At 66.0% G+C, this 17,432-nt stretch carries 18 protein-coding genes; 13 read left to right on the top strand and 5 right to left on the bottom strand.

Annotated features, from left to right (window positions below; all coding sequences use genetic code 11):
* Positions 1 to 205: 205 nt before the first annotated feature.
* From I6F38_RS21295 to hemC, 8 genes are all read left to right on the top strand, one after another.
* Entirely contained in the window at positions 206 to 958 is a 753-nt protein-coding gene (locus I6F38_RS21295) for a hypothetical protein (RefSeq protein WP_225161691.1), read from the top strand.
* A 124-nt stretch (positions 959 to 1,082) separates the two neighbouring features.
* The gene (locus tag I6F38_RS21290; protein ID WP_225161690.1) at positions 1,083 to 2,675 is read left to right on the top strand and encodes a flavin monoamine oxidase family protein; all 1,593 of its coding nucleotides are present in this window, start codon (positions 1,083 to 1,085) and stop codon (positions 2,673 to 2,675) included.
* Positions 2,672 to 3,082: a cytochrome c gene (locus I6F38_RS21285; RefSeq protein WP_225161689.1), complete on the top strand. Its 411-nt coding sequence runs from the start codon at positions 2,672 to 2,674 to the stop codon at positions 3,080 to 3,082. Before I6F38_RS21290 ends, I6F38_RS21285 begins: the two co-directional genes overlap by 4 nt.
* Before the next feature lie 23 nt (positions 3,083 to 3,105).
* The gene (locus I6F38_RS21280; protein WP_225161688.1) at positions 3,106 to 3,594 is read left to right on the top strand and encodes a Rid family hydrolase; all 489 of its coding nucleotides are present in this window, start codon (positions 3,106 to 3,108) and stop codon (positions 3,592 to 3,594) included.
* A gap of 130 nt (positions 3,595 to 3,724) precedes the next feature.
* Positions 3,725 to 5,140, top strand: a complete 1,416-nt coding sequence (locus tag I6F38_RS21275; RefSeq protein WP_225161687.1) for a M20/M25/M40 family metallo-hydrolase — start codon at positions 3,725 to 3,727, stop codon at positions 5,138 to 5,140.
* On the top strand, positions 5,140 to 5,958 hold the full coding sequence (locus I6F38_RS21270) for an aspartate dehydrogenase (protein WP_225161686.1): 819 nt from the start codon (positions 5,140 to 5,142) through the stop codon (positions 5,956 to 5,958). The genes I6F38_RS21275 and I6F38_RS21270 overlap by 1 nt, the downstream gene beginning before the upstream one ends.
* The gene (gene pncA, locus I6F38_RS21265) at positions 5,958 to 6,578 is read left to right on the top strand and encodes a bifunctional nicotinamidase/pyrazinamidase (protein ID WP_225161685.1); all 621 of its coding nucleotides are present in this window, start codon (positions 5,958 to 5,960) and stop codon (positions 6,576 to 6,578) included. Before I6F38_RS21270 ends, pncA begins: the two co-directional genes overlap by 1 nt.
* A 65-nt stretch (positions 6,579 to 6,643) precedes the next feature.
* Positions 6,644 to 7,657, top strand: coding sequence for a hydroxymethylbilane synthase (hemC, locus tag I6F38_RS21260; protein WP_225161684.1), 1,014 nt, complete (start codon positions 6,644 to 6,646; stop codon positions 7,655 to 7,657).
* Positions 7,658 to 7,682: 25 nt separating this feature from the next.
* Here the strand turns inward: hemC and I6F38_RS21255 are convergent, their stop codons facing one another.
* Together I6F38_RS21255 and I6F38_RS21250 are read right to left on the bottom strand one after the other, a co-directional pair.
* The gene (locus I6F38_RS21255) at positions 7,683 to 8,471 is read right to left on the bottom strand and encodes a crotonase/enoyl-CoA hydratase family protein (protein ID WP_225161683.1); all 789 of its coding nucleotides are present in this window, start codon (positions 8,469 to 8,471) and stop codon (positions 7,683 to 7,685) included.
* Between the two features lie 32 nt (positions 8,472 to 8,503).
* Positions 8,504 to 9,634, bottom strand: coding sequence for an SRPBCC family protein (locus tag I6F38_RS21250; RefSeq protein WP_225161682.1), 1,131 nt, complete (start codon positions 9,632 to 9,634; stop codon positions 8,504 to 8,506).
* A gap of 172 nt (positions 9,635 to 9,806) precedes the next feature.
* Here I6F38_RS21250 and I6F38_RS21245 point away from each other — a divergent pair, with 172 nt between their 5' ends.
* Positions 9,807 to 10,757, top strand: coding sequence for a LysR substrate-binding domain-containing protein (locus I6F38_RS21245; protein WP_225161681.1), 951 nt, complete (start codon positions 9,807 to 9,809; stop codon positions 10,755 to 10,757).
* A 158-nt stretch (positions 10,758 to 10,915) separates the two neighbouring features.
* Here I6F38_RS21245 and I6F38_RS21240 read toward each other — a convergent pair whose 3' ends face one another.
* Genes I6F38_RS21240 through I6F38_RS21230 form a run of 3 tightly spaced genes read right to left on the bottom strand, consistent with a single transcriptional unit; the run spans position 10,916 to position 13,458 of the window.
* A complete protein-coding gene (locus tag I6F38_RS21240) occupies positions 10,916 to 11,611 on the bottom strand; it encodes a DUF1045 domain-containing protein (protein ID WP_225161680.1) in 696 nt (231 codons plus the stop codon).
* A gap of 9 nt (positions 11,612 to 11,620) precedes the next feature.
* The gene (locus tag I6F38_RS21235; RefSeq protein ID WP_225161679.1) at positions 11,621 to 12,796 is read right to left on the bottom strand and encodes an alpha-D-ribose 1-methylphosphonate 5-triphosphate diphosphatase; all 1,176 of its coding nucleotides are present in this window, start codon (positions 12,794 to 12,796) and stop codon (positions 11,621 to 11,623) included.
* A complete protein-coding gene (locus tag I6F38_RS21230) occupies positions 12,793 to 13,458 on the bottom strand; it encodes a chloramphenicol acetyltransferase (protein ID WP_225161678.1) in 666 nt (221 codons plus the stop codon). Before I6F38_RS21230 ends, I6F38_RS21235 begins: the two co-directional genes overlap by 4 nt.
* A gap of 211 nt (positions 13,459 to 13,669) precedes the next feature.
* On the opposite strand from I6F38_RS21230, the gene phnC reads away from it, so the two are divergent.
* The 4 genes from phnC to phnE (I6F38_RS21210) all read left to right on the top strand — a co-directional run bounded on the left by phnC (position 13,670) and on the right by phnE (I6F38_RS21210) (position 17,309).
* A complete protein-coding gene (phnC, locus tag I6F38_RS21225; protein ID WP_225161677.1) occupies positions 13,670 to 14,485 on the top strand; it encodes a phosphonate ABC transporter ATP-binding protein in 816 nt (271 codons plus the stop codon).
* 78 nt (positions 14,486 to 14,563) lie between these two features.
* A complete protein-coding gene (gene phnD, locus I6F38_RS21220; RefSeq protein WP_225161676.1) occupies positions 14,564 to 15,496 on the top strand; it encodes a phosphonate ABC transporter substrate-binding protein in 933 nt (310 codons plus the stop codon).
* An 83-nt stretch (positions 15,497 to 15,579) separates the two neighbouring features.
* Positions 15,580 to 16,464: a phosphonate ABC transporter, permease protein PhnE gene (gene phnE, locus I6F38_RS21215; RefSeq protein ID WP_225161675.1), complete on the top strand. Its 885-nt coding sequence runs from the start codon at positions 15,580 to 15,582 to the stop codon at positions 16,462 to 16,464.
* Entirely contained in the window at positions 16,461 to 17,309 is an 849-nt protein-coding gene (gene phnE / locus I6F38_RS21210) for a phosphonate ABC transporter, permease protein PhnE (protein ID WP_225161674.1), read from the top strand. The genes phnE (I6F38_RS21215) and phnE (I6F38_RS21210) overlap by 4 nt, the downstream gene beginning before the upstream one ends.
* The last annotated feature ends 123 nt before the right edge of the window (positions 17,310 to 17,432 follow it).

The raw sequence follows: 17,432 nt of genomic DNA, 5'->3' as shown, positions 1-17,432 counted from the left end.
GGCGCGCGTCTTCGGCGTCGTCGTGGCGTTCGCGTGCAGGCTCAGTTCCATGACCCGAGGTGCTCCCTGACAAAGGCCACGCCTCGTTCTACACCGATTCCATCAAACCAATCAGCAGGGACCAAACTTTCGCAGGGACGACAGCTGTGGTGAAATCAAGCGAGACGTCATCGCGACGGCCACATCACCGTGTTCACGAGGCACCATGACCAACACCATCGAGGCTTCCGACGGCGGCTACCGCTTCATGCCCGGCGTCAGCCAGTATTCCTGCGGCATCGCTGCGCTGCCCGGCTTTGCCATCGAGCGCGTCAGGTTCTCTGAACCGGTACCGTTGGCCGCGGGTTTTGCAAGGATTGCCGACATCATCAAAGCGGCGGGTCGTCCGCTGACGGCATTCGGCGCCTGCGAACTGCGTTCCCCGGCGCCGTTCACCGAGGACGGGTTCAGGGCCTTCAACGAGATCTACATCAAGACGCTGGTCGCCTGGGACGTGATGCGGGACGGCGTCAATCCGGTGGCTCGCAGCAATGTCTGTCCGAAGCTCGATCCGCCCGGCGAGCCGAGCTTCCACGCCTTCTGCTACACGGTGCCGGCCGCCAAGGACGAACCAACCAGCTTCGTCGTCGCCGGCAGCGGCGAGTCGGTCGAGGGCAAGGCCAATTATCGCGATCATACCGTAGCCCTTGGCGACACCAGCCCGGCCGGCCTCCTGGCGAAGGCGAAATTCGTGGCCGACGAGATGGAACGCCGGATGAGCGCGTTCGGCGGCCGTTGGCAGGACACCACCGCGGTGCAGCTCTACACCGTGCACGATGCCTATCCGGTGCTGGAAAGCGAGCTCGGCCGCCGCGGCGTGCTTCGCAACGGCTTGACCTGGCATTTCGACCGGCCGCCGGTGGTTGGCCTCGACTTCGAAATGGATTGCCGGCGCGTGCATCGCGAACGCGTGGTGTGATGTGTCGGTCGCGTGATGCATCAAAAGCGCGTGTGGGTGCATGTGGAAGCGTGCGCCCTTTCTTGACACGGATCGCGTCAACCGTTTCCCTTCGCCATCGACGTCAGCGGCTGGGTGAGCGCGGGTGCAGAACGAATCTGTGATCAGGCGGCGGGATCTGCTGGCGCTGATTGGCACCATTGCCGGCAGTTCGGCGATGTATCACGCGATGACGAGCCTCGGCTTCGCGTCCGAATCCGCCTACAAGGGGCCGCTCAAGCTCGCGGGCGACGTGAAGGGCGCCTCGGTGCTGATTCTCGGCGCGGGGCTTGCCGGGATGACGGCGGCGCTGGAGCTGCGCAAGGCCGGCTACAAGGTCCAGATCCTCGAATTTAACAGCCGCGCCGGCGGCCGCAACTGGTCGATCCGCGGCGGCGACAGTTTTGTCGAGCTCGGCGGCTTCAGGCAGACCAGCCAGTTCGAACAGGGGCTCTATCTCAATCCCGGCCCGTGGCGGATTCCCTATCATCACCGTGCGCTGCTCGACTACTGCCGCCGGCTCAATGTGACGCTGGAACCCTTCATCCAGCTCAATCACAACGCCTATCTGCACGCGACGCGTGCATTCGGCGGCAAGCCGCAGCGCTTTCGCAGCATCAAGGCGGATTTCCAGGGCGGGGTTTCGGAGCTGCTCGCAAAGATCACCCAGCAGGGCCGGCTCGACGAGACCGTCGGCAAGGAAGATCAGGAGATTCTGTTGCAGTCGCTGCGCGACTGGGGCGCGCTGGATCGCGACTACAAGTACAATGCCAACCTCGTGTCGGCCGAGTTCCGCGGTTATGCGCGCGATCCCGGCGGCGGCTTGATGGGCGATCCGCTGCCCAGCGACCCGATCTCGCTGCAGGAGCTGCTGCGGTCGCGGATGTGGCGCTATCTGCAGACGTTTGCGCGCTACGATTTCCAGACCACCATGTTCCAGCCGGTCGGCGGCATGGACATGATCGGCAAGGCGTTCGCGCGCGAGGTCGGCGATCTCATCCGCTATGGTGCCAAGGTGACGCAGATCCAGCAGAACGGCTCCGGCGTCACCGTGAGCTATGTCGACACCGCCAGTCCATCCACGGTGCAGCAGGCCACCGCCGACTGGTGCATCTGCACCATCCCGTTGCCGATCCTGAGCCAGTTGCCGGTCGATGTCAGCGCGCCGATGAAGAGTGCGATCGACTCCGTGCCCTATGCCGCCTCGGTGAAGATCGGCCTGCAGTTCAAGCGGCGGTTCTGGGAGGAGGATGACGCGATCTATGGCGGCATCAGCTACACCGACCTGCCGATCCGGCAGATCGCCTATCCGAACTATGGCTTCAACCGCGGCGGCCGCGGCATCCTGCTCGGCGCCTACATGTATGGCGGTGCCAATTCCTTCGAGTTCACCGCGATGACGCCGGCCGAGCGGGTCGCCAGCGCGGTCGAGTTCGGCGCCGCAATCCATCCGCAGTACAGAAACGAATTCGAGAACGGTGTCGCGGTGGCCTGGCATCGCGTGCCGTTCACGCTCGGCTGCGCCGGCGAATGGACCGAAGCCGCCCGCGCGCAGCATTACCGCAATCTCTGCCAGATCGACGGCCGTATCGTGCTGGCGGGCGAGCACGCCTCGCAACTGCCGGCCTGGCAGGAGGGCGCCATCCTGTCCGCGCTCGACGTCATCTCCCGGCTGCACGAACGCGTGGTGAAGACATGATGATGCGGACCGCAACATCCGCCATCGCTGCACTGGCGCTGCTGTCGGCGACGGCAGCCCTTGGGCAGGACAGTGGCGCGGGCAAGCGCACCTTCTCTTCGGGCTACCGCTTCGTCGAGATGACCGGCGAGGAGCTGTTCGCCAATGTGTGCCAGGGCTGCCACATGCCGGATGCGACGGGCGCGAGCGGGGCGGGCAGCTATCCGTCGCTGGCCGGCAACAAGAATCTCGAGGCCGGCAGCTATCCGGTCTTCCTGGTCATCAACGGCCGCCGCGGCATGCCGGCGTTCGGCGACATGATGACCGATGGTCAGATCGCCGCCGTTGTGAATTATCTGCGGACGCACTTCAGCAACAACTATGAGGACGCGGTGACGACCAAGGATGTCCAGGACGCCCGCCGCTGACAAAAACACTCGGGGAGAGTTTGATGAAATTCATCGGTATCGCACTGGGCGCGGCGCTATCCGCGGTGGCGACGGTCGCCTGCGCGGATGTGGTCAGGCATCCGATTCCCAACTCGACATTCCCGATCGCGCAGGCCGTGACCGTCACCGGCAACACCACGACCGTCTATGTCAGCGGCCAGGTGCCGCCGGCGATCAACAAGGACGCCGATCCGTCGAGCCCGCAGGCCTATGGCGATACCAAGACGCAGACCGTCGGCGTGCTCAACCGCATCAAGGGCATTCTGGAAGGCCAGGGCCTTGGCATGGGCGATGTCGTCAAGATGCAGGTATTCCTGGTGCACAACGCATCCGCGCCGATGGACTTCAAGGCCTTCATGGAGGGCTACACCCAATTCTTCGGCGGCAGCCAGCCGAACCTGCCGGCGCGCTCGGTGGTCGGCGTCGCAGCGCTCGCCAATCCCGGATTCCTGGTCGAGATCGAGGTGATCGCGGCCAAGGACTCGAAATAAGGACTGCAAATAGCGTGCGCGAAACCGCGGAGCATGCGCGCGGAAATTGAAGGGCTCGCCGTCTTGCCAAAGCGCGTGTCGCCTGTCTGAATTCGTCTCCAATCAGGCGGCGGAATTCCGGGAGAGTACGATGTCGCACAAGGCTAGAGACACGGTTCGATTGCTGCGGCTCGCGGCGGCGCTCGGTCCGGTGCTGCTGGCAGCCGGCGCCGCGGCGCAGGGGCTGACCGAGCAGCAGCAATTCGCCCGCGGCATCTACCAGGAACTGGTCGAGATCAACACGACCACCGCGACCGGCGATACCCAGAAGGCGGCGGAGGCGATGGGCGCGCGGCTCCGCGCGGCGGGTTTCCCCGAGGCCGACGTGCACGTGTTCTCGCCGGCGCCGCACAAGGGCAATCTGGTGGCGCGGCTGCACGGCTCCGGCGCGCGCAAGCCGATCCTCCTGGTTGCCCATATCGACGTCGTCCCCGCCAATCGCGAGGACTGGTCGGTCGATCCGTTCAAGCTCACCGAGCAGGACGGCTATTTCTACGGTCGCGGCTCCAGCGACGACAAATACATGGCGTCCGCCTTCATCACCAATCTGATCCGCTACAAGAAGGAGGGCTACAAGCCCGATCGCGACATCATCGTGGCGCTCGAGACCGACGAGGAGATCCTCGATGCCAACGGTCTCGGCATGCAGTGGCTGATCAAGAACCACCGCGATCTGATCGATGCCGAGTTCGCGCTCAATGAAGGCGGCGGCGTCGGTCTCAAGAACGGCAAGGCGATCCGCAACAGCGTGCAGACCAGCGAGAAGGTCTCGATCGGCTACCAGCTCACGGTGAAGGATCGCGGCGGCCACTCGTCGCTGCCGCGCAAGGACAATGCGATCTATCGCCTCGCCGAAGGCCTGGTGCGACTCTCCAAATACGACTTCCCGATGAATCTCAACGAGATCACGCGAATCTATTTCACCAAGACCGCCGAGGTCGACTCGCATGCCGACGATATCAAGGCCATTTTGGCGCCGCAGCCCGACCCGGCGGCGCTGGCGCGATTGTCGGAGAATCCGGGCTATAATGCGCAGCTCCGCACCACCTGCGTCGCGACCATGCTGGAGGGTGGCCACGCCATTAACGCGCTGCCGCAACTGGCGACCGCCAAGGTGAACTGCCGGATCCTGCCCGGCGAGCCGGTCGAGGGCGTGCAGGCGACGATCGAGCGGGTGCTCGCCGACAAGGAGATCGCGGTGGCTCCGACCGGCAAGGCCGTGCTGAGCCCGCCGTCGCCCCTCAATGAGGAGATCATGGGTTCGATCGAGAAGCTGTCGAAGGAGTTCTGGCCGGATGCGTCGATCGTTCCGGTCATGAGCACCGGTGCGACCGACGGCAGCTATCTGCGTAACGCGGGGATTCCGACCTATGGTCACTCCGGGCTGGCCGCCGATGTCGACGACAACCGTATCCATGGCAAGGACGAGCGCGTGCTCGTCAAGTCGTTCTACGAGGGCGAGGAGTATCTCTATCGCCTGGTCAAGATGCTCGCCGGCGGGAAATGATGGCTGACAGCAAGACAAGGACACGGGTTGCGGTCGCCGGCCTCGGCGCGATCGGCACCGACGTCGTCAAGGCGCTCGATCAGGGCATCGAGGGCCTGACGCTGGTCGCGGTGTCGGCGAACAGCCCCGACAAGCATCGCGGCTGGGTGGCGGAGCTCAAGTCTGCGCCGAAGCTGGTGCCGATCGAGCAGCTGGCCGAGGTCGCCGACATCGTGGTCGAGTGCGCGCCGAGCAAGCTGGTCCGCGCAATCGTGGCGCCGGTGGTCGAGCGCGGCAAGACCGCGGTCGTGCTCAGCGTCGGCGCGCTGCTGCAGAACGAGGACCTCGTCGATCTTGCGAGAGCCCATGGCGGCCAGATCATCGTGCCGACCGGCGCGCTGATCGGGCTCGATGCGGTGACCGCCGCGGCGATCGGGACCATTCATTCGGCGAGGCTGGTGACGCGCAAGCCGGTCGCGGGCCTCGTCGGCGCGCCGCATCTGGTCGAGAACAACATCCGGATCGAAGGCATCACCGAGCCGCTGCGCATCTTCGAGGGCAGTGCGCGCGACGCCGCAAAGGGTTTTCCGGCCAACCTCAACGTCGCGGTGGCGCTGTCGCTGGCCGGCATCGGCCCCGACCGCACAAGGGTCGAGATCTGGGCGGATCCGACCGTGACCCGCAACACCCACCGGATCGAGGTCGATTCCGATTCCGCGCGGTTCTCGATGATGATCGAGAACATTCCCTCGGAGAACCCGAAGACCGGCCGCATCACCGCGCTGTCGGTGATCGCCTGCCTGCGCAAGCTGCGCGCGTCATTGCGGATAGGCACCTGATGAAGATTGCGCCCGACGATCTGCTCCTGCTCATCGACGTGCAGAACGATTTCTGCCCCGGCGGTGCGCTGGCGGTCGCGGACGGCGATGCCGTCGTGTCGGTCGTCAACCGGTTGGCCGGCCGGTTCGACCATGTCGTGCTGACCCAGGACTGGCATCCGGCGGGCCACAGCTCGTTTGCGACCTCGCATCCGGGCGCGGCGCCGTTCTCCGCGATCGCCATGCCGTATGGGCCGCAGACGCTGTGGCCGGATCATTGCATCCAGGGCAGCGCGGGCGCCGCGTTTCATCCTGACCTCGCCACCGAGCGGGCCGAGCTCGTGATCCGCAAGGGGTTCCGGTCCGCGATCGATTCCTATTCGGCGTTCTTCGAGAACGACCGCAAGACGCCGACCGGGCTCGCCGGCTATCTGCGCGAGCGCGGCCTCAGGCGCATCGTGATGGCGGGGCTCGCCACGGACTATTGCGTGCAGTATTCGGCGCTCGATGCGCGCCGGCTCGGTTTCGGGACCACGGTGGTGCTGGCAGGCTGCCGCGCCATCGATCTCGGCGGTTCGCTTGCCGTCGCCACCGCGGCGATGCGCGCGGCCGGGGTGGAGCTTGTCGAGGAGTTCGTCTGAGCGTCGCCAAAAAGGGGCAAAAACCGTTGTTTTGACTGGCTTTTTGTTCTAATCCCCCACCGTTGATGATCACGCGCAGCGGAGCTTTCGTGTCGGGACAGGTTTTGCGGATTGGGACGCGCAAGAGCGCGATGGCGCTCGCGCAGACGGATGAGGTCGCGCGCCTGCTGCGCGCTTCGGCGCCGGACCTTGCCGTCGACATCGTCAAGTTCGAGACCCGCGGCGACCAGGACCAGACCAGCAAGCTGTTGCGCCATGGCGGCAAGGGCGGCGCCTTCGTCGCCGAGATCCGCGAAGCCACGCGCGCCGGCACCTTGCAGGCGGCGATGCATTCGCTGAAGGACGTGCCGGGCAACGAGGAGACGCCGGGTCTCGTCATCGCCGCGATGCTGGCGCGCGATGCCGCCAATGACAGCCTCGTGCTGCGTCCCGGCCTGTCGCTGGACACCCTCCGCGCCGCGCGCGGCAAGGGATTCATGATCGGCACCAACGCGGTGCGCCGCGCCGCCTATCTGCGCCGGCTGTTTCCGGAAGCGACCGTGATCCATTATCGCGGCGCCGCCGACACGCGCGTGGCCAAGCTCGATCGCGGCGACAAGCAGCGGCTGCCCGGCGGCGGCGAGGTCGGGCCGGCGGATGCGCTGGTGATGGCGCGCTCGGGCCTGGAGCGCATCGGCATGACCGCGCGCATCGCGCATGATTTCTCGGTCGGCGAGATGCTGCCGGCGGTCGGCCAGGGCATTGTCGCGGTGGAATGCGCCGAGACCGACTGGGCGACGCGTGCGCGGCTTGCCGGGATCGACAACGTGCAGTCGCGGCTCGCCGCCGAGGCCGAGCGCGAGGTGCTGTGGGTGCTCAACGGTCATTGCAATTCACCGATCGCCGGCCACGCCACGCTCGCGGGCAGCGAGATGACGCTGCGCGCCTCCGTGCTCGACGAGGCCGGCGCCGGCTTCATCGAGGTGACGCGGCGCGGGCCGGCGGATCGGCCGCGCGAGCTCGGCCGCGCCGTGGGCATGGAGCTGCTGGAGAAGGGCGCCGCCGAGATCATCGCCCGCACCCGGGTGGAGGAGCACTAGCGCCGCCGCCGGCTCGCGCGTTGTCTCAGGCGATGTCGGCGAAATCGCCGTGGCGGCCCTTGCCGGCCGCGAAGCGTCGCGCGCCCGCCTCGGTTTCGCCGCTCGCAACCGTCGAAAGCCCGAGCCGAAATTCGTTCAGCGTGGCCTGCTCCCAGCCGAGTTCCCATTGCTCGATCGCGGACAGCCGATCGCTGCGCAACGCCGCCTGCGGCAGGCGGCACAGATCATGGGCGAGGCTGCGCGCTTCGGCCAGCGCCGTGCCGGGGACGACCACGCGGTTGGCGAGCCCGATCCGTCCGGCCTCTTCGCCGGAGACGCCGCGTCCGGTGAGAATCATGTCCATCGCGCGGCTGTGCCCGATCAGCCGCGGCAGGCGCACGGTGCCGAGATCCATCAACGGCACGCCGAAGCGCCGGCAATAGACGCCGAAGGTGGCGTCACGCGCGGCGACCCGAAGATCGCACCAGATCGCAAGCTCGAGGCCGCCCGCCACGGCGGGTCCCTCGACGGCGGCGATCACCGGCTTCGACAGCTTCATCCGCGTCGGGCCCATCGGGCCGTCGCCGTTCTCGACACGGTGGCCGCGATGCCCGGCCGCGGTGCGCTTCAGGTCGAAGCCGGCGCAGAACGCGCCGCCCGCGCCGGTCAGGATCGCCACCGACAGCGACGGATCGCGATCGAAGGTGCGAAAGGCCTGTGCGAGCCCCTGCGCCGTCTCCGGATTGACCGCGTTGCGCGCCTCGTCGTAGCGATCGATGGTGACGATCGCGATGGCCTGCTCAGTTCGGTATCTGACGGTCGGGTGGTCCAACATGTTCGGTTCTCGCTACGCAATGTTGGAGCGGCTCAGCGTGCGCTTGCGCGGCTTTCGATGACCGCCGCAAGGTTCTGGTGAAAATGCCTGATCGCACCCTCGAACAGGCCGAAGGTGAAGTGGGTGTTCGCCCGGGTTGCTAGCCCGCGCTGCGCGGCGCAGGCCATCTCGCGATCTTCGGCGGCGCCTGATGTGACGAAGTCGCGTCCCTGGGCGACCGCGGCGCGTTCGTCTTCCGCGGTGATCTGGTTCGAGAGCGTGTAGGTGACGAGCCGGGTGCGGTCCACGGCGAGCGGTTCGAGCACCGTCATCAACCGATTGGTCGGGAAGGTCGACAGCATCACGTTGGGAAACAGGTGATAGACGTGCGTCAACATGCCGGTCGTTCTGCGTTCGCCCGGGGGCACATTGCGCAGCTTCTCGATGCGCCGATAGGGGAAGCTGATCCGGCTGTTGCGGCCGAACGATTCGATCGCGTTGAGATTGTCGTATTGCAGAGGATAGAACGTATCCTGATGCGTCGATCGGATGTGGTAGCCTTCGAGAAAGCCTTCAGCGACGATCTTCCAATTGGCCTCGACGTCCTGAGAGGCTGTCGAGTAGAGCTGCCAGCCGTCGCCAAACAATGTCGGCATGTCGCTCGCATCCGACGTTGCGGCCGGATCGTCCTGCGAGACGAACACCAGACCGTCGCGCTCGATGCAGGTGACCGCCACGAGGCCATGCGTGGTCTTGTCGAGGTCGGGAAAGCCGTAGTCGTCGGGGATGCCGCGGAGCCGGCCGTCGAGGCCGTAGGTCCAGCCGTGGTAGCGGCAGGTCAGCGCCTTGCGGCAGCCGGCGCCGTCGACCAGCTGCACGCCGCGGTGACGGCATGCATTGCGGAAGGCGCGCGCGACGCCGTCCGCGCCGCGGATCGCGACAACAGGCGTCAGCGCCGCGTCGCGCGCGACATAGGCGCCGATCTCGGCGAGCGCGGCCGACGGGCAGAACGGCGTCAGCGTGCGGCGGAACACATGTTCGATCTCGGCGGCGAAGCGAACCTGCGACAGATAATGCGCGACGGGTTCGTGCCAGACGCCGTCGCTGAGATCGGTCGATTTCGCATCGATATGCCTGAGGATGCGGTCGACGATGGAGGCTTCGTCCGCGAGCTGTGCCTTCATTGCTGTCCTCCCGCTCTGTTGGCCGGGCTTGCCGCCGGTCTGCTTCGAGCGGCAGGATTTCGTATTGCGCCTCAGGCGACAAGCGAAACGAGCCGCACTCGGATGAATGACATTCATCCGAATGCATTTTTCTGCGCGACATCGACGGCGGGCGGCCGCTAGGATCGGTCCCATGAGCAGGAACAACCCGAGGCCGGGGCGCCGGCCACCGTCGCAAGGCAGGGACGACCTCGCTGCATCGAGCCTTCGGCCGGCTCATCTGCTGGCATTGCAGGCGTTCGATGTCGCAGTCAGGCTCGGCAGCTTCAAGGAGGCCGCGGGCGTGCTGAATGTCAGCGCCTCGGCGATCAGCCATCGCATTCGCAATCTCGAAATCCATCTCGGCGTCGCGCTGTTTCACCGTGCCCATCGCGTGGTTCGGCCGACTCCTGCCGGTGAGAAGCTGGCCGCCGCGACCGGTCGTGCGTTTGCACTGCTGGCGCAGGCGGAATCGGCGGTCGAGGCGGCCGGCCAGCGCCGGCTACGGCTCAAGGTGCTGCCGCAGTTCGCGTCGGCTTGGCTAATCCCGCGGCTATCCTCGTTCCTCACACGGCATTCCGAGCTCGATCTTGCGATCGAGACCTCGAACCGCAATGTCGATTTCGACGCCGAGACATTCGATGCCGGCATCAGCTTCGGGCCCGACAAGCCGGAAGGCGTCGTCGCGCATCGCTTGATGGAGGTGAGGACCGTTCCGGTCGGTGCGCCGGCATTAGCGCGGCGATTGAAGCTGCGCAGTGCCGCCGACCTCGGCCGCGCTGCGTTGATCCATGTGACGACATTCCCCGCAGCCTGGCCGCTTTGGTTCAGGCATGCCGGCGAACCCGTGCCGGCTGCCACGCGCGCGATCTCTGTCGACAGCTTCGTAGCCGCGCTGCAGGCCGCCGAACGCGGTGCCGGCGTCGCGCTCGCGCTCGAACCCTTCATCGCCGAAAGCGAGCGGCGCGGCACGATCCGCCGGCTCCTGCCGGGCGGCCACGTCACCGGCAGCTATTGGCTGGTTCATCCGCCGGGCGCGCAGCGCAGTCGCGCGCTGCAGAAATTCAAGAAGTGGCTGCTGGCCGAGCTCTTGAAGCCGAACTAGCCTACTCGTGTCACGAGCGCTTCATGGTGCCCGTCATTGCGAGCGGAGCGAAGCAATCCATCGCACCGCATGTGCGGAACGATGGATTGCTTCGTCGCTATCGCTCCTCGCAATGACGGCGGCGCAAAGCGCCACATTCTCTCAGGAGGGAGGCGTCGCTATTGGTCGCCGCGCAATGGCCAGCTGCCGATGATGCGGAAGCGCGATGCGCTGTCGGTCTGCTTGAACAGCGCGATGCGGTCGATTGCGAGCCGCGTGAGGTCGACCGCCGCGAACCGTATGCGCAGCTGCGCCACGATCGGGCCGCGCCGCTCGTCGCTCAGCCGCCCTGTCAGCGTCATGTGGAAGCGGAACTCCTCCATGACGTAGGGATAGCCCCAGCGGTCGAGATAGTCGCACTGCCGCGCGGTGAGTTTCTCTGGCCTGCGGCGCGCGCGATCTTCCGGCGTCAGCGGCGCGCGGAACGCGTCGAATTCGGTGACGCAATCGGCGGCAAGCTGCTGCAGGTCGTCCGAGCGGCTGGCCGGGATCACCGCGATGAAGCCGCTGATCGCATCGACCACCGGTTCGATCACCGGAATGCGCCGCGCGCGGCCGGCGAAGGCGGCACAGGCATCGAGAAGCTCGGCCTCGCTCCGACCGTCGGCGAGCGCGGTGGGCGCTTTCAGCGTGGCGTGGAATCCATACTTGCGCGGATCTTCGGTCACCTCGCGCCAGTCGGACGCGACGCCATCGGGAAACGGCAGGTCGTCGCCCGACACCGCATCGTAGCCGAGCAGCGTCGAACCGAAGCGGTGCAGGGCGCTGTCGGGCGACGGCGCATAATAGATCGCGTAGCGCGGAGTGCTGGTCATAGGACTGGGCTACGCCGCCGCAACCGTCTTGCGCGGTGCGCGCGAATGAACGAGGCAGCTCGCGTCCGCCAGATGCACCAGCCGTCCGGCTGAGATCACGGCGACGATGCGCGGCCGCAACGGCGCCTTTTCGTCGACGACGATGATGTCGGCACGGCGGCCCGCGGCGAGCACGCCGCGGTCGGCGAGCCCGGCCGCTCGGGCCGGCGCCGACGAGATCAGGTCCCAGGCTTTGGCGAGCGGCAGGATGCTGTCGGCGACGAGGCGAAACGCCGCAAGCAGCTGCGCCGGATAGTAATAGTCCGACGCCAGCACCGAGCAGAGGCCCTGTGCAATCATGTCGGATGCCTTGGTCCAGCCGGTGTGGCTGCCGCCGCGCACCACATTGGGCGCGCCGAACACGATGAAGTCGCCCGCCCCAGCGGCATCGCGCGCGGTCTCCTCATTGACAGGGAATTCGGCGATCGTGGCGCCCAGCGCGCGAAACTCCTGGCGCATCGCCGGGCTGTTGTCGTCGTGCGAGAGCATGCGGATATCGGCCGCGCGCGCGGCAGCGGCCAGTCGCGCGATCGAGGCCGGCACCTCGGGGCGGCGCGCCACGATCCGGTCGAGCATGTCGTTGACGGCCTCGACGGAGAGCCCGGTGCGCTCGGCCAGCTGGTTGCGCTTCTTCGGCTTGACGTTGCTGTGGTCGTTGAAGGCGAAAAGGTCGATGCGGCCTTCACTGAGCCATTGAATGATCTCGGCCTCGGCCTCGAGATTGTGGGTCTCGTGGCGCAGATGGAAGCGGGTGTCGGCGGCGAGCTGCGGCCGCAGCGCCTCGATCGCGTCGAGCAGCTTGCGCGCATTCTCGGCGCTGCGCAGGCCGGGCTCCCACGACCAGGTCGTGCCATGGAACACGGTGGTGATGCCGTTGGCGATCGCCTGCCGGTCGCTGTCGATCAGCGCCACGTCGGTCGGGAAGTCGACGCCGGGGCGCGGCATCATCTGCCGCTCGAATGCATCGCCATGCAGGTCGATGATGCCGGGCAGCACCAGGAGGCCACTGGCATCGATGTGAAGCGCGGCGCGACCCTGCTCGGCGTCGAGCGCGCCGATGTCGCGACCTGAGGTCCGCAGCGAGGTCTCGACCAGGGCGCCGTCAACCAGCGTGCGCCCGCCCTCGATGAAAATAATGTCCGTCACGATGCGGCGCTCCGTTGTTTGTTCCGTGATTGGGATACGGCCTCGGCCTCATGCTTGTCGAGGAATTCCTCGACCGCGAGCTTGCGAAAGTCGGGCAGGACACGACGAAGTGTTTCGTGATCCCAATCCCACCATGCGAGCGCGGCGAGGCGGTCGGCGATCGTCTCGGAGAAGCGCCGCTTCACCGGCCGCGCCGGATTACCGGCCACGATGGTGTAGGCGGGAACGTCCTTGGTCACGATCGCGCCGGCGGCGACGACGGCGCCGGTTCCGATGTTCCGTCCTGGTAACAGGATCGCACCATGACCGATCCAGACGTCATGGCCGATATGCACGTGATGCGCACGTCGCCAGTTGAAGAAGTCGGTGTCGTCGCTCTCTCCAGGGAAATACGCGCTGGCGCGGTAGGTGAAGTGCGCTTGAGTCGCGCGATGCATCGGGTGGTTGCCGGGGTTGATGCGGGTCATCGCCGCGATCGAGCAAAACTTGCCGATCGAGGTGTAGGTGATCTGGCTGTCGTTCACGACGTAGGAATAGTCATCCATGCTGACTTCAAGCAGGATCGTGCGCGCGCCGACCTCGGTATATTTGCCGAGCTTGCTCTCACGGACTGACGCGGTCGGGTCGACGGTCGGCACAACCGAGAGTGTTTTTCCGGCCATCAGGGCCTCCGCAAATCTTCAAGAATCTTGGGCTTCCGGGGGATGCGCGCTCGTCATCGGGATGCTTGATGACAACATCATGACGTTGCGATGACGGCAAGGGAGCGACAAGGGACGGGTGTGGACGATCGCCGCACCGCAGCGCTGTCGTCACATAACTGTAAAACGCCGGGGATAGCGATGGCCCAACGAGGCGCGGTTGGAGCATTACATGCTGGTGGTGGAAGGTTTGACGTGCCGTTTCGGCACGAAAGCCGCAGTCGACAACGCGTCCTTTTCGATCGCGCCGGGCAGCTTTGTCGGCGTGATCGGCCGCTCCGGTGCCGGCAAGTCGACGCTGTTGCGGATGATCAACCGTCTCGCCGATCCGACCTCCGGCCGTATCCTGTTCGAAGGCACCGACGTCACCGCGCTGCGCGGCAAGGAACTGCGGCGGTGGCGCGCGCGCTCGGCGATGATCTTTCAGCAGTTCAATCTGGTCGGCCGCCTTGACGTGCTGACCAACGTGCTGATGGGCCGGCTGGCCCAGATTCCGTCATGGCGCTCGCTGGCGCAGGTCTGGCCGGAGCAGGACAGGGCGCTCGCGCTGTCGGCGCTCGAGCAATTCGACATCGCCCAGCTGGCGGCACAGCGCGCCGACCAGCTCTCCGGCGGCCAGCAGCAGCGCGTCGCGATCGCGCGCGCGCTGGTGCAGGAGCCCGACATCATTCTCGCCGACGAGCCGATCGCCTCGCTCGATCCGCGCAACACCAAGATCGTGATGGACGCGCTGCTGCGCATCAACAAGCATTTCGGCATCACGGTGCTTTGCAATCTGCACTCGCTCGACCTGGCGCGGACCTATTGCGATCGCCTGGTCGGCATGGCCGCGGGTCGCGTGGTGTTCGATGGCGCTCCCGCGGCGCTCACCGACCATATCGCCCGCGAGCTCTATGACCTCGAGGCCAATGACGTCATCGGCGCAGCACCGCTGCCCGCGCCCGACGGTACAACTGCGCCGGCACTCGGCACCGCAGCCGCGGCCTGAGCGTCGCGCATTTTTCAATCTGGGGGGCCGGGCATTTTGCCCGGCCAACAGGTGCAACTACAACAAAGAGGGGTAGTCATGTTCACTCGTCGCATCATTCTGGCCGGCGCCGCCGCGCTGGCATTTGCCGGTTCGGCCTCCGCGCAGGACTGGAAGGCAAAATACCCGGAGCTCACCTTCGCGGTGGTGCCGGCCGAGAACGCCTCCGGCGTCACCGAGCGCTGGACGCCGTTCGTGGCGTATCTGTCGAAGGAGCTCGGCGTGAAGGTCACACTGCGCATCGCCAACGACTACGCGGCCGTCATCGAAGGCCAGCGCGCCGGCAACATCCAGATCGCCAGCTACGGCTCGGCCTCGTTCTCTCGCGCGCGCCTGACCGGCGTCAAGACCGACGCGTTCGCCAACGATATGAACGCCGACGGTTCGACCGGCTATTACTCGGTGTTCTTCGTCAAGGCGTCGAGCCCCTACAAGACCGTCGAGGACCTGAAAGGCAAGAATCTCGGCCTGGTCGATCCGAACTCGACATCCGGCAACAACGTGCCGCGCTTCGAACTCAACAAGATGGGCATTGCGAATGCCGAAGGCTATTTCGGCAAGGTCGTGTTCACCGGCAGCCACGAGAACGCCGTCCTGGCGCTGTCGCAGGGAACTGTTGATGTGGCCGCCAACCAGTGGACCAACGAGGACGATTCCACGCTCGCCCAGATGCTGACCAAGGGCATGCTGAAGAATGCCGACGGCTCGGCGATGAAGAAGGATGATTTCCGCATCATCCACAAGTCGGCGCTGATCATCAACGGCCCCTATGCGTACAACACCGATCTTCCGGAGGGCCTGAAGGCTGCGATCGCAAAGGCCTTCTTCGACGCCCCGACCAAGGACAAGGCCGCCTTCGACCGTCTGTCCGACGGTCAGAAGAAGGGCTTCCATCCCGCCACCACCAAGGATTGGGACGGCACCATCGAGCTGATCAAGTTCGTCGACGGTTTGCGCAAGAAGGCGAGCTGATCGCACGCCTGACGTCACGAGGGCCGGGCGTATAGCCCGGCCCTTTCTCCCCACTCAACTCCGAACCGGACTGGCACGCGTCGATGGCGACCGCCGTATCCATTCTTCCAGCGCAGCAGCTGGCGACGCTGGAGGACGCCTACCGCAAGTCCGTCGCACGCAAGCGGTTGAAGGCCGCGCTGGCAACGGCGGCATTCTGTGCGGTGCTGGTGATCGCGGCGTTCGGCGCGGAAGTGAACCTGCGCACGCTGTTCACCTATTTCGGCAATTTCGTCAGCTATTTCGATCGCATCCTGACGCTGGATTCCGGCGCGCGGATCTGGACCGATCCCGCCGAATGGTTCTGGGGTTGGCATAAGTGGCTGAAGATGCTCGGCGAGACGATCCTGATCAGCTATGTCGGCACGTTGACGGGTGCGGTGCTCGCCTTCGCGCTCAATTTCTTCGCGGCCCAGAATACGTCGCCGGGCCCATGGGTACGTTTCACGATCCGCCGCCTGCTGGAATTCGCGCGCACCGTCCCCGGCATCGTGTTCGCGCTGATCTTCGTGATCGCGTTCGGCCTCGGGCCGATGGCCGGCGTGCTGGCGATCGCGATCCACACCACCGGGGCGCTCGGCAAGCTGTTTGCCGAGATCGTCGAGAATGCCGACATGAAGCCGGTCGAGGGCATCCGCTCCACCGGCGCGAGCTGGCTGTCCTGCATGCGCTTTGCCGTGCTGCCGCAGGTCTCGGCCGGCTATGCCAGCTATGCGCTGCTGCGCTTCGAGATCAACGTCCGCGAGGCGTCGGTGATGGGCTTCGTCGGCGCCGGCGGCATCGGCCAGGAGCTGGTGGTCGCGATCCGCAAGTTCTACTATTCCGACGTCAGCGCCATCCTCATCACCATCATCGTCACCGTCTTCATCATCGACATCTCGACCGGCTGGCTGCGCGGCCGGCTGTTCGGCAAGGAGACCCGTCGATGAGCCAGATGCCGAGGCCGAACACCACGGAACTGCGCGCGAAGTACCCCAACGTCTTCGAACGTCCCGCATCGGCACGGTTGGCGATGCCGGCCATGATCGCGGCGGCGCTCGCGATCTTCGTGTTCGGACTGGTCGATCTCGATTTCTCGCCGTCCAGGCTGATCGCGGGCCTCGGCCAGCTCGGCTGGATCACCATGCTGATGCTCCCGCCGAATCCGGGCTCGTCGTTCCCGCTCTACATGCAGGCGCTCGGCGAGACGCTGTCGATCGCGGTGCTCGGCACCACGCTTGCCGCGCTGTTGGCGCTGCCGGTCAGCCTGCTGGCGGCGCGCAACATCATCCCCTCGAACCTGATCCGCTTTCCGGTGCGCCGCTTCCTCGATTCGATCCGCGGCGTCGATACGCTGATCTGGGCGCTGGTCTGGATCAACGTCGTCGGCCTCGGCCCGTTCGCCGGCGTGCTCGCGATCATGGTGTCGGACTTCGGCGCGTTTGGAAAGCTGTTCTCGGAGGCGATCGAGGCCGCGGATCGCAAGCAGGTCGAGGGCATCCGCGCCTCCGGCGGCAACGCGCTGCACGAAATCCGCTTCGGCCTGCTGTCGCAGGTGCTGCCCGTGATCGCCGGGCAGGTGCTCTACTTCATCGAGTCGAACACCCGTTCGGCCACCATCATCGGCATCGTCGGCGCCGGCGGCATCGGCCTGCAGCTTGCAGAGCAGATCCGCGTGCTGGAGTGGCAGAAGGTGTCGTTCCTGATCCTGATGATCCTGATCGCGGTCGCCGCGATCGACTTCATCTCGAGCAAGCTGCGCTTTGCGATCATCGGGCAAAGGGCGGTGGTGTAGGACCCTACCTCGCCCCGCTCTTGCGGGGAGAGGTCGGAATTTTCGCGTAGCGCAAATTCCGGGTGAGGGGGACTCTCCGGGGACTCACGGCTTCCAGGATTCGCGGAGACAGCCCCTCACCCC

The sequence above is a fragment of the Bradyrhizobium sp. BRP56 genome (assembly GCF_020194035.1).
Classification (GTDB): domain Bacteria; phylum Pseudomonadota; class Alphaproteobacteria; order Rhizobiales; family Xanthobacteraceae; genus Bradyrhizobium; species Bradyrhizobium australafricanum.
The sequence above is the reverse complement of the archived record's forward strand: the minus strand, read 5'-3'. Positions and strand labels throughout refer to the sequence as shown.

Excerpts from the sequence above, each read along its gene's own strand:
- I6F38_RS21295 (WP_225161691.1), top strand. The coding sequence starts at position 206 with ATGACCAACACCATCGAGGCTTCCGACGGCGGCTACCGCTTCATGCCC.
- I6F38_RS21285 (WP_225161689.1), top strand. The coding sequence starts at position 2,672 with ATGATGATGCGGACCGCAACATCCGCCATCGCTGCACTGGCGCTGCTG.
- I6F38_RS21280 (WP_225161688.1), top strand. The coding sequence starts at position 3,106 with ATGAAATTCATCGGTATCGCACTGGGCGCGGCGCTATCCGCGGTGGCG.
- I6F38_RS21275 (WP_225161687.1), top strand. The coding sequence starts at position 3,725 with ATGTCGCACAAGGCTAGAGACACGGTTCGATTGCTGCGGCTCGCGGCG.
- I6F38_RS21270 (WP_225161686.1), top strand. The coding sequence starts at position 5,140 with ATGGCTGACAGCAAGACAAGGACACGGGTTGCGGTCGCCGGCCTCGGC.
- pncA (WP_225161685.1), top strand. The coding sequence starts at position 5,958 with ATGAAGATTGCGCCCGACGATCTGCTCCTGCTCATCGACGTGCAGAAC.
- hemC (WP_225161684.1), top strand. The coding sequence starts at position 6,644 with ATGATCACGCGCAGCGGAGCTTTCGTGTCGGGACAGGTTTTGCGGATT.
- I6F38_RS21255 (WP_225161683.1), bottom strand. The coding sequence starts at position 8,471 with ATGTTGGACCACCCGACCGTCAGATACCGAACTGAGCAGGCCATCGCG.
- I6F38_RS21250 (WP_225161682.1), bottom strand. The coding sequence starts at position 9,634 with ATGAAGGCACAGCTCGCGGACGAAGCCTCCATCGTCGACCGCATCCTC.
- I6F38_RS21245 (WP_225161681.1), top strand. The coding sequence starts at position 9,807 with ATGAGCAGGAACAACCCGAGGCCGGGGCGCCGGCCACCGTCGCAAGGC.
- I6F38_RS21240 (WP_225161680.1), bottom strand. The coding sequence starts at position 11,611 with ATGACCAGCACTCCGCGCTACGCGATCTATTATGCGCCGTCGCCCGAC.
- I6F38_RS21230 (WP_225161678.1), bottom strand. The coding sequence starts at position 13,458 with ATGGCCGGAAAAACACTCTCGGTTGTGCCGACCGTCGACCCGACCGCG.
- phnC (WP_225161677.1), top strand. The coding sequence starts at position 13,670 with ATGCTGGTGGTGGAAGGTTTGACGTGCCGTTTCGGCACGAAAGCCGCA.
- phnD (WP_225161676.1), top strand. The coding sequence starts at position 14,564 with ATGTTCACTCGTCGCATCATTCTGGCCGGCGCCGCCGCGCTGGCATTT.
- phnE (WP_225161675.1), top strand. The coding sequence starts at position 15,580 with ATGGCGACCGCCGTATCCATTCTTCCAGCGCAGCAGCTGGCGACGCTG.
- phnE (WP_225161674.1), top strand. The coding sequence starts at position 16,461 with ATGAGCCAGATGCCGAGGCCGAACACCACGGAACTGCGCGCGAAGTAC.